At 29.4% G+C, this 11,308-nt stretch carries 11 protein-coding genes and 1 riboswitch; of the genes, 3 read left to right on the top strand and 8 right to left on the bottom strand.

The window, feature by feature from the left end; translation table 11 throughout:
• Positions 1-274: 274 nt before the first annotated feature.
• Positions 275-523 carry a LysR family transcriptional regulator gene (locus B5E79_RS05765; RefSeq protein ID WP_087297289.1) on the top strand — a complete coding sequence of 83 codons (249 nt, stop codon included), beginning with the start codon at positions 275-277 and terminating at the stop codon, positions 521-523.
• A 12-nt stretch (positions 524-535) separates the two neighbouring features.
• Here B5E79_RS05765 and lysA read toward each other — a convergent pair whose 3' ends face one another.
• The 4 genes from lysA to B5E79_RS05745 are packed head-to-tail and all read right to left on the bottom strand — an operon-like array spanning position 536 to position 3,969.
• Complete coding sequence (gene lysA / locus B5E79_RS05760; protein ID WP_087297288.1) at positions 536-1,846, bottom strand: diaminopimelate decarboxylase; 1,311 nt, start codon at positions 1,844-1,846, stop codon at positions 536-538.
• A 12-nt stretch (positions 1,847-1,858) separates the two neighbouring features.
• Entirely contained in the window at positions 1,859-2,602 is a 744-nt protein-coding gene (dapB, locus tag B5E79_RS05755; protein WP_087245841.1) for a 4-hydroxy-tetrahydrodipicolinate reductase, read from the bottom strand.
• 1 nt (position 2,603) lies between these two features.
• Positions 2,604-3,500 carry a 4-hydroxy-tetrahydrodipicolinate synthase gene (gene dapA / locus B5E79_RS05750; RefSeq protein WP_087297287.1) on the bottom strand — a complete coding sequence of 299 codons (897 nt, stop codon included), beginning with the start codon at positions 3,498-3,500 and terminating at the stop codon, positions 2,604-2,606.
• A gap of 10 nt (positions 3,501-3,510) precedes the next feature.
• Positions 3,511-3,969 (bottom strand): ACT domain-containing protein, encoded by a 459-nt coding sequence (locus B5E79_RS05745; RefSeq protein ID WP_241147456.1) that lies wholly within the window; start codon positions 3,967-3,969, stop codon positions 3,511-3,513.
• Positions 3,970-4,025: 56 nt separating this feature from the next.
• A riboswitch (Lysine riboswitch) is annotated at positions 4,026-4,195 on the bottom strand.
• A gap of 166 nt (positions 4,196-4,361) precedes the next feature.
• Between B5E79_RS05745 and B5E79_RS05740 the strand changes: the two genes are divergently transcribed.
• Both B5E79_RS05740 and B5E79_RS05735 read left to right on the top strand, forming a co-directional pair.
• The gene (locus tag B5E79_RS05740; protein WP_158095471.1) at positions 4,362-5,348 is read left to right on the top strand and encodes a metallophosphoesterase; all 987 of its coding nucleotides are present in this window, start codon (positions 4,362-4,364) and stop codon (positions 5,346-5,348) included.
• Positions 5,349-5,418: 70 nt separating this feature from the next.
• The gene (locus tag B5E79_RS05735; RefSeq protein WP_087297290.1) at positions 5,419-6,090 is read left to right on the top strand and encodes a BglG family transcription antiterminator; all 672 of its coding nucleotides are present in this window, start codon (positions 5,419-5,421) and stop codon (positions 6,088-6,090) included.
• 54 nt (positions 6,091-6,144) lie between these two features.
• On the opposite strand, the gene B5E79_RS05730 is transcribed toward B5E79_RS05735, so the two are convergent.
• The 4 genes from B5E79_RS05730 to B5E79_RS05710 all read right to left on the bottom strand — a co-directional run bounded on the left by B5E79_RS05730 (position 6,145) and on the right by B5E79_RS05710 (position 11,244).
• Positions 6,145-7,485 (bottom strand): MATE family efflux transporter, encoded by a 1,341-nt coding sequence (locus B5E79_RS05730; RefSeq protein ID WP_087297284.1) that lies wholly within the window; start codon positions 7,483-7,485, stop codon positions 6,145-6,147.
• Between the two features lie 358 nt (positions 7,486-7,843).
• Complete coding sequence (gene mnmE / locus B5E79_RS05720) at positions 7,844-9,178, bottom strand: tRNA uridine-5-carboxymethylaminomethyl(34) synthesis GTPase MnmE (protein ID WP_087297283.1); 1,335 nt, start codon at positions 9,176-9,178, stop codon at positions 7,844-7,846.
• A gap of 94 nt (positions 9,179-9,272) precedes the next feature.
• Positions 9,273-9,509, bottom strand: coding sequence for a hypothetical protein (locus B5E79_RS05715; protein WP_087297282.1), 237 nt, complete (start codon positions 9,507-9,509; stop codon positions 9,273-9,275).
• Entirely contained in the window at positions 9,502-11,244 is a 1,743-nt protein-coding gene (locus B5E79_RS05710; protein ID WP_087297281.1) for an ABC transporter ATP-binding protein, read from the bottom strand. The genes B5E79_RS05715 and B5E79_RS05710 overlap by 8 nt, the downstream gene beginning before the upstream one ends.
• Between the last annotated feature and the right edge of the window lie 64 nt (positions 11,245-11,308).

Raw genomic sequence — 11,308 nt, 5'->3', positions numbered from 1 at the left:
TGCGGATGTGAAATGGAACTTGACGGATACATATTAAGTGAAATAGCGGAGGCTGATGGAGATGATGAACTGTCATGCATCTGCATGAAATGTGGAAAAGGAACAATGCACCAGGTCAAAAAATGATATATCTGGTTACGTTTTTGCATGCAGAAAAATAGAGTAATGCTGGTGCATTACTTTTTATTTTGCTCATTGTTAATATTTGCTTTGAGCATTTATCAACCAAACGAAACCAAATTCCTATAATATAAAAAATCAAACACATGTGATTATGGATACAAGTCATCCTGATTTTAAAAGCCATGATTTAGATACTCTTTTCATGCATTTAGCTATTAGTCAGGATACTGCTATCTTAGCCCAATTTGTTGAAGATTATTATGCTTATCAAAAATATCTTTGCTTTTTACCTTTAAAAGACTTTTCTCAACAATTCCATATTTATCTGATTTGGCATAAAAACTCTCAAAATAAAAGTTTGAATGCATTTTTACAAAGTATCAAAAAAGAGAAAGAATAATGTTTCTTCCTCTTATTGATAGTCTTCCTGTACATCAAAAGCAATTAAATCATCAAAAGTCTGTCTTCTAATCACTAATTTACTTTTGCCCTGATATGTAAAAACAACAGCTGGCTTTGGTAACTGATTATAGTTAGAAGACATGGAATAATGATAGGCCCCTGTTGAAAATTGAGCAAAGATATCACCAGGTTCAGGATATGGTAACATAATGTCTTTAACAACAATATCAGCAGATTCACAAACCTTTCCAGCAACAGTCACTTTTGTATCACGACGTTCATAAGCTTTATTAACGATAATACCATCATATTGCGCATCATATAAAGCTGTTCTAATATTATCCGTCATTCCACCATCAACACTCATATAAGTACGAACATCTGGAATGTCTTTGACTGCTCCTACTGTATATAATGTAATTCCAGCATTACCAACAACATAACGTCCTGGTTCTACAAGTACCATTGGCATTTCCCAACCACGTTTATCATAACCATCTTTAATAATATTCATGATTTCAGAAGTGATTGTTTCAAATTCTAGTGGTTCATCTTTTTTAGTATAGGCAATTCCATATCCACCACCAGCATTTATCTTTTTCACCATAATACCTAATTGATCATATATTTCATAGGCAAAACGTACAAAACGATGCATAGCACTGATATAAGCATATAAATCAAAAACCTGTGAACCAATATGGCAATGTATACCTTCAAATTCAATATGTGTAGAATCGACAATTTGTTGGATAGCTTTTAAATAAATGCCATTTCTAGCACTGAAACCAAACTTTGTATCTTTATGTCCAGTTTGAATATATCCATGTCCACCAGCTTTAATTTCTGGCACAACTCTTACAGTTGCATAAATGGTTTTATCGTATTGAGTTGCTATTTTTTCAATTAATTCTATCTCATAAAAATTATCAATCACAAAATGATCAACATCATGAGCTATCGCATAATCTATTTCAGATGGAAGTTTATTATTTCCATGGAAATAAATTTTATGAGGATCAAAACCAGCTTTTAAGGCAATAGAAATCTCTCCTGCACTCACACAGTCAATACCAATACCATATTCACTGGCAATTTTATATATCTCTAAACAACTAAATGACTTTGAAGCAAATAATGGCAAAACATTATCATACTTATCTAAAAACTTTGTTTTTAATTCTTCAAATTGATGTCTTATATGTCCTTCACTCATCACATAAAGTGGCGTTCCATATTTTTTAACTAAATCCATTGCATTGACATCATCAATATATAAACTACGATCCCTAATTTGAGCAAACTGTGTCTGTAAAACCATTGTTCTTCCCCTTTAATATAAATTCTTTAAACTAAATAAACCATTTTCTTTATCAGCAATCTTCAAACATGCTGAAATAGCCCCTTGTACAAAAACTTCTTTTGATAAAGCTGTATGTTTGACTTCAATAATTTCATCATGTCCCGCAAATAAAACACTATGTTCACCAAAAATTGTTCCAGCACGCACAGATTGAATACCAACTTCATTTCTTTCGCGTTTATGATGAACAGTAGAACGATCATAAACTTCTTTTGTCTCTTCAATATCTTCATGAATCACATCATATAAAAGTTTAGCTGTTCCACTTGGTGCATCAATTTTTTGATTATGATGTTTTTCAATAATTTCAATATCATATCCATTTTCATAAAATTCTTTCGCTACTTCTTTGACAATCTTTGTTAACATAGAAACACCAAAAGATGTGTTATATGATTGAAAAATAGGAATTTGTGAAGATGCTTCTTCAATATGTAAAATTTGTTGTTCACTATATCCTGTAGTTGCTAGAACAAGTGCACAATGATTTCTAACACCAAATTTTAAAATATCATTTAAATTATCTGGATGCGAAAAATCAATAATAGCATCTACTTTTTCATGAACTTCATTTAAAGATGCATACATTTTTTCATCAATTTTCGCATCAAAGACAGGAGAAACAACACCAACTAAATTCATTTGTGCGTTATCTCTCACTGCTTGCGTTACTTTTTTACCCATTAAACCAAAACCATAAACCAATACATTCATATTAATAGCCCTTCTTTTCAAATCTTTCCATAGCATCAAATAATAATTGTTTATTTTTTTCTGTTGTTGGGATTAATGGTCTTCTGACCATTTCACCACATACACCCATTTTTTTAAGTGCAGCCTTAGGCATAATTGGATTGACATCAATAAATAAATATTTGCTGACATCATTGAAATCATATGCCATTTGTCTAGCTAAATCCATATTACCATGTAGCACAGCTTGAGCAAATTTTTCTGTTTCTCTTGGATAAAGATTAGATAAAACAGAAATGACCCCTTTTCCTCCCGCAGCAATAAACGGTAAAATATTATCATCACAGCCACTATACATATCAAAATCTAAGTCTTTTGTGTGTGTTAAAACATCCATAGCATAAGCAATATTATCAGTTGCATCTTTCATAGCCTTAATATTTCTATGTTTAGCAAGTTCTACAACTGTATCTACTGCAATATTCATTCCTGTACGACCTGGTACATTATATATAATCATTGGAATATCAACACGATCTGCAATATAAGTATAATGATCAATTAAACCTCTTTGACTTGTCTTATTATAATAAGGTGTTACAACTAAAATAGCATCTGCGCCAACTTCTTTTGCAAACTTTGCTTTTTTCAAAGCTGTTTCTGTATCATTTGAACCAGCTCCCGCAATCACTTTTACACCTGTTCCTTTTGTCATTTCCATGACAATCTTTGTTAATTCAAATTCTTCATCAATATGAATTGTTGGTGTTTCTCCAGTTGTTCCATTCACTAAAAGAGCTTGTACTCCACCATCAATCATTCTTTGCACTTGTCTTTTAAATCCATCATAATCAATGCTTCCATCATCTAACATTGGTAATACAAGCGCAACTGCACTTCCTTCAAAAATTGGTTCCATAATTTTCCTCCTATTTATATTCATTTTGAATTTCTGACAAAGCTAAATCAACATATTCCAATGGAATCACACATGAAATAGATACTTCTGATGTTGTGACTTGAAGTAAAGGAATTTGATGTTTGCCTAATAATGTAAATAACATTGCAGCAACACCTACTTCATCTTTCATTTCATGACTTTCCAGTTTAATTTTCGCAACTTGTCTATTTTGATAAATTTGCATACGTGGATGTTTTGATCTTATCAAGGATAAAGCACGATCTAAATTTTTCTGATCATCTTGACTACATGTAAAATCAATACGCATTTCATCTTCTAATATCACTTCAGAAATCATATCTATATTGACATTCATTGAAGAAATGGTTTGAAAAATATCTCCAACAAATAACGAATTCTTTTCTACATTCATGAATTTAACTTGAATAATATGATGATCTGATTCAATCAATTTCAATATTTCCACCTTCTTTAAAATAAAAAATTGCAATGGTACCATTGCAATAATAAATATTATTTTATTAAGGCAATAGCACACCACTTCATTACAAAGTGACAGTGATATAGATATTCTCTATACCCCCAGGCAATAATCACATGCAAATAATTATCCCTTCGGCAATCGTTCCTCCTTCTTTTTAGTTGCATCTATTGATAAAAGAACTCTTAACTCTTGCACCTCTATCTTTTTTTAATACTATCATATGACTTCATTGAAAGCAACCTTTATTTTTTGTTCAATTATGTTATACTTGTAAAAAAAGAAAAGAGGTTTTTATGATGATTATATTTTATACACTCCTATCCCTATTTCTTATTATAACACCTTTTCTATATTTTCTTCGTATATTTGAACATATGAAAAAAAGTTGGCATTATACTTTATCTATTTTAACACTTATAGCCATCATAACACTTCTTATAGAAGTCATTTTTCAACCAACATCCTCTTTATGGTTTGTTTGGAACAATATAATAAATTTTTATATCCTATGTTCTTTTTGTTTTTTTATATGGATTGGTTTATATCATTTATGGTGTCATATCATTCATCATACACATCATTCTTTTTTTATAATATGTCTTTTACTTGTATCTATTTCTATAACTGGTTTAGGATATAGCTCTCATTTTCATAAAGAGATCACAGATTACCATGTCACTATTCCTAAAAATACGACTCTTTCATCATTAAAAATAGCCTTTATAAGTGATATTCATATTGGTAGTGGAACAAGCCCTCAACAAATCAAAAATCTTGTTGATACATTAAATCAAAATCAATATGACCTCATTTGTTTAGGTGGTGATATATTTGATGAAAATTCTCCTCAAGACTATATCGAACAAACATTAAAAATATTATCTGCTGCTCATAGCAAATATGGTATTTATGCAGTTGATGGTAACCATGAAAAATACATTTCTCTATCTAGTCAAAAACTTTATCAAAAATACAAAATCACTTATTTAAATGAAAAATTTGTATGTATTGATGGACTGTTTAATATAATAGGACGAGAAGATGTAAGTTTACATTCTTCAACTTCCATAGATACAATTTGTGAAAATATGGATAGTTCACTACCAACCATTGTTTTAGATCACAACCCTGGTCGATATAAAGAAAATCAAAAATATGCTGATATTCAGCTTTCTGGTCATACACATGCTGGACAGATTTTTCCTGGAAATGTCATTACCAATATGCTTTATGATAATGATTATGGTTTATTGGTACAAAATCATCATTCATTAATTGTTTCCAGTGGTTATGGTTCATGGGGATTTCCTATAAGATTTATGACAAATTGTGAATATGTTGAAGTATATGTTTCATTTTAAGAAAAAATTTTTTTATGGTAGACTTTTGAATTTAAATAATATATCATATGAAAAGCGAGGTACAGGTATTATGGTTATAGAATTAAACAGTCAATTTGAAAATAGAAAAGGAATCATTGAAAATATTGTGAGAAAGATTATTCAAGATCACAATATTGAAATATCTGATGTTTCTTTTGATAACTTAATTATTCATCTTTCTTTATGTATTTCTAGAGAAATTAATGGAACTTATATTCCAACAAGTGAAAGCCAGATTAATCATTTAAAAAGTCATGAATATTATGGTGTTTCTAAACAAATTATTGATCAGTTAGATCAACAATTTCATGTTGAAATTGATGAAAATCAAATTCAATATGTCACTATGTATTTAGCAAATATTAATCTGTTAGATATTGATTTTAATTGTGAGTTTGATTTATGCGATGATGAAACTGAAGATATTATTAATGAAACAATCAAGCGTATTGAAGCCGATCTTCAATTAGATTTAAGAAAAAACAAAGAATTCTATACAGGTATGACACTTCATTTCTATCCTGCTTTAGATCGTTTACAAAACAATCATCAACTCACTAACAACCCATTAAAAGATAAAATTCAAGCTCAATTCCAATTAGAATATAAGTGTGCAGAAATTTTCAATGATATTGTCAATGAACATTATCATAAAAGATTTAATGAACATGAACTAGCATATATAGCTTTACATTTTGGAACAGCTTTAAAGAAACAGTAATGAAAGTCGAAAGGCTTTCTTTTTTTTACAAAAAAATCAGCTTTATAAGCTGATTTATACAAAAGCATGTTTTCTTACTTTTAAGTAACAGATCATTTGAGCACTTAATGTCAAAATCCAAGAAATTGGATAAGAAATATAAAGAACAAAAAGAGACTGATTCATTTGGAAGACTGTAAATATCCAAATAACACGGAATAAGCATGCTCCTGTTAAAGATATAAGCATAGGTATAACTGAGTATCCCATTCCTCTTAGACTTCCAACAATAACATCCATAATACCACATAAAAAATAAGATGCACTGACAATACTTAAACGAATAAGCCCAGCAGAAATAACTTGTGGATCAGTTGAATAAATAGTTAATAAAACATTTCCTAACAAGTATGCTCCAAAACCTAAAACAAATCCAATAATACTAACAACAACTAAACATCTCACAAGAATTTGATTCACTCTTGAATAATTCTTTGCTCCCATATTTTGACTTGTAAAACTTAAGGATGTCTGATAAATAGAATTCATAGCCGTATAGACAAATCCTTCAATATTACTTGCTGAAGTATTTCCAGCAACAATAATAGATCCAAATGAATTCACTGATGATTGAATTAAAACATTTGAAATATTAAATACCATTCCTTGTAATCCTGCAGGTAATCCAATTTGCAACATTTTTATTAATTTATCTTTATGAAAACGTAATTGATCTTTAGATAATTTTAAAACACCATCAGCATGAATTAAACATCTTAACACTAATACTGCTGATATACATTCAGACATCATTGTTGAAATGGCGACTCCTGCAACACCTAAATGAAAAACAATAACAAAAATCAAATTGAAAATAACATTAATAATTCCTGCAAAAGTTAAATAATAAAGTGGTCTTTTGGTATCCCCAACAGTTCGTAATAAGGCTGCCCCAAAATTATAAACCATAAAACCAGGCATACCAATAAAATAGATACGCATATATATTGTTGATAAATCAATCACATTTTGAGGTGTTCCCATTAATTCCAAAAGTGGTCTTGCAAATATATTACCTACAAAAATCATAATAATTCCACCATAAATAGCAGTACAAATAGCCGTATGTACTGTTTCTGATGCATTTTTATCATCGTGAGCCCCACAAAATCTTCCAAATAAAACATTGGCTCCAACCGATATTCCTATGAACAGATTCACTAATAAATTGATTAATGAACTTGTTGATCCTACAGCTGCTAATGCATCACTGCCAGTAAATCTCCCCACAACAATAATATCAGCTGCATTAAATAATAATTGTAATATTCCTGATAGCATCAATGGCACAGAAAATATAATAATTTGTTTTAATAATGGACCATGACACATATCAATTTCATAACTTTTATTCATGATTTTCCTCCCCATTTCTTCGCTTGCATATTATAGCACTCTTTCATTAGAAAATATGATCTTTTCTTTTTTTGAAATGATATGATTGAATATTCAAGTCATTTCAATAAAAAAAGATGAATCAACTCATCCTTTTCATTTATTTTTAAATATCAGATATAGAATATAGAGAATAACACATTCCAAAAGACATGCTAAGGTAACAAGTATTGCAAAGTAACTAATCAGCGATAAAGTCTGATTTCCTCTATTAAATGCTGTTACAACTAAGAAAACAATAACACTTATTAACCCTATTCTTCTTAAATATTTAAAAAATTTATAATATCTTTCTGCTAAAAACTGATACTTTTTCACATTATTTACCTATACAAAAGCGTTTAAATAACTCATCCAGTAAGTCCTCTTTTGCTCTTTCTCCTAAAATCTCTTTTAAACTTTCCCAACTTTCATATAAATCTGTAACAATTAAATCAGTTGGCACATATTCTTGCATTGCTTGAATAGCATTTTTTAATGATTGATTTGCTTTTTCTAATAATTGAATTTGTCTCGCATTCGCAAGAATGTCATCTTGTGATGAAGTAATTTGTCCTAATTCAAACATAGCTTTAATCTTTTGAATTAATGGTTCAATATCATGATTCTTAGCACTAATTGCAATACCATCAATATCTTTGATTTCTCCCTGATCCTTTTTATTAATGACAATAATTCTTTGTGTATCCTTTGATAACTCTAATAATTCATAATCTTCTTGAGTTAATGGTTGAGAACCATCTAATACCAATAATACTAAATCTGCTTGATGAACCAGTTCTTTTGATTTATGAACACCAATATTTTCAACAACATCATCAGTATCTCTGATACCAGCTGTATCAATCATATTTAAAACAATATGATCTAATCGAATCGTTCCTTCAACAATATCTCTTGTTGTTCCAGCAATATCTGTAACAATGGCTTTATCTTCATCTAATAAAGCATTTAACAAGCTTGATTTTCCAACATTAGGTTTTCCTATAATCACCGTTGAAATACCATCTTTTAATAAATGAACATTTTGAGATGAATCAATAATATGATTCATTTTTTCTTGTAATTGTATACTTTTAGGAAGTAAAGATTCAGCTGTTAATTCTTCAACATCTTCATATTCAGGATAATCAATATTGACTTCTATCTGTGTAATAATCTGAATGAGATCTTCTTTTAAATCTTCAATAAAATGACTGATATTGCCTTGAATTCCTCTTAATGCTAATTGAGAAGCATAATCATTTTTAGCACTAATTAAATCACTAATAGCTTCTGCTTGTGATAAATCAATACGTCCATTTAAGAAAGCTCGTTTTGAAAACTCTCCATGTTCTGCCATACGTGCACCCATCTTTAAACAAAGATTCAAAACCTTTTGAGTAATAAAGATACCACCATGACAGTTAATCTCTACCATTTCTTCTCCCGTAAAAGTTCTATGTCCACGATATATATTAACCAAAACTTCATCAACTTTTTCATCTTGATCTTTAATAAATCCATATGTAATAGTATGACTTGCTTTATCCATGATTTTTCCAGTAAAAAACTGTTGAACAAAAGCAATACATCCTTTTCCACTTAAACGAATAATAGATATAGCTGCTTCTAATCTTGAAGTTGCTATAGCAACAATAATATCATCATTCATTTGAATCAATTCCTTTCTTTCTACTTCATATAGTATAACAATATCTTTTTAAAATATCTATGAAGTTATGAAAAAAAGTAGCACTCTTGTGCTACTAACAATGATTTGAAAGATACATTGCAGGATAATATTGATATTTCTTAGCTTCTTGTTCATCTAAAAATATAGAATAATGAATCTGCCTTGATGAAATCTCATGATGACCACTACAATTTGCATATCCTTCAATTTTAAATGTATATTCCTGATCTTTGATTTGAATATCAAAAACCTTTCCATTCATAACAAACCCTTGAACAATAAAATATACAGTTTGTCCTTCTTTAAGCATTTTCTTCCAATCCTTCAAATTGTAAACGATAGTATTTGGCATAAACATTATTTTTATTCAATAAGAATTGGTGTGTCCCTCTTTCAACAATACCATTATTACCAATGACAATAATTTCATCAGCATTTCTAATTGTAGATAATCTATGAGCAATGGTAATACATGTACGATTCTTTGCTAAGGCTTCTAAGCTTTTTTGAATATGACGTTCACTTTCATTATCCAAAGCACTTGTTGCTTCATCAAGAATTAAAATCTTTGGATCTTTTAAGAATATTCTGGCAATAGAAATACGTTGTTTTTGTCCCCCACTTAAACGTGTTCCTCTCTCACCTACATATGTATCATAGCCATCAGGTAAACTCATAATAAAATCATGAATATTCGCTTTTTTAGCTGCTTCAATAATTTCTTCATCACTGGCACCTGGTTTTCCATAAGAAATATTTTCTTTAATAGAACCAGTAAATAAATATACATCCTGTTGTACAATCCCAATAGATTGGCGTAATGATTTGAGAGTTAATTTTCTAATATCTTGACCATCTATTTCAATACTTCCACCTGTTACATCATAAAAACGAAGTAACAATGAACAAATGGTTGTTTTTCCTCCACCAGATGGACCAACTAATGCAATAGATTTTCCTGAATCAATATGAATATTGAGATGATCTAATACTTTTTCATCATCATATCCAAAGCTCACATCTTTATAATCAATGACACCCTGAACATTAACTAAATCATGACTGTCTGGAGCATCTTGAATTTCAACTTGAGTTTCCATCACTTCATTGAATCTTTTGAATCCTGAATAACCTTTTTGAAGCATTTCAGTAAATTCTACTAAGACTTCAATTGGAGTAATAAAGATATTAATATATAAAGCATAAGTTGCAAGAGCGACAGGTTCTAATGATCCTTCAGCAATAAAGAATCCCCCAGCAACTAAAATCGTAACATATAAAAGTCCCTGAAAGAAATTATTACCACCTTGGAATTTTCCCATACAATGATAATTATTTTTCTTACTTTGTAAAAATCTTTCATTACTTCTTGCAAATTTATGTCTTTCAATATCTTCATTTGCAAAAGATTTCACAACTCTAATTCCAGCTAAAGTATCCTGTAAAGATGCATTAACACCTGCAATCTTTTGACGATTATCCATAAATGTCTGTTGCATAGATTTGTTTTGTTTTAATGAAAACAACAACATACATAATGTTACAATCATCAATAAGATAGTTAAAGGAACATGAATATACATTAATAAAATAAATGAACCTATAATTTTAAGTAATGATATAAATACATTTTCTGGTCCATGATGAGCAAACTCACAAATATCAAATAAATCACTTACTAACTTACTCATCATTTCCCCTGTATTATTACGGTCATAATAAGAAAAAGATAATTGTTCAAACTTATCAAATAAATCTTTTCTCATATCTCTTTCCATTTGAGCACCCATAATATGTCCCTGCGCTGATACATAATATTTACATAATGCACGAATAGCATACATAATCAATAAGAAAACTGCCAACCATAATAAACTTTGTATAATTTTTTGATGACTTGATATATACAGTGTATCATTTAAATAATTTAATATTTGTGGGAATGCCAGATCAATGATACTAATAATCATGGCACAAATCATATCTAAAAAGAAAACTTTTTTATATGGCTGATAATATTTCATAAATTTTCTCATCATTTTCATAAAAATTAATACCCCCTTTACAATTCTTATTATTATAACATAGTTATGAAAAATAGCTATTTAT

Source organism: Massilimicrobiota sp. An134, assembly GCF_002160815.1.
Taxonomy (GTDB): Bacteria; Bacillota_I; Bacilli_A; order Erysipelotrichales; family Coprobacillaceae; genus Allocoprobacillus; species Allocoprobacillus merdigallinarum.
The sequence above is the reverse complement of the archived record's forward strand: the minus strand, read 5'-3'. Positions and strand labels throughout refer to the sequence as shown.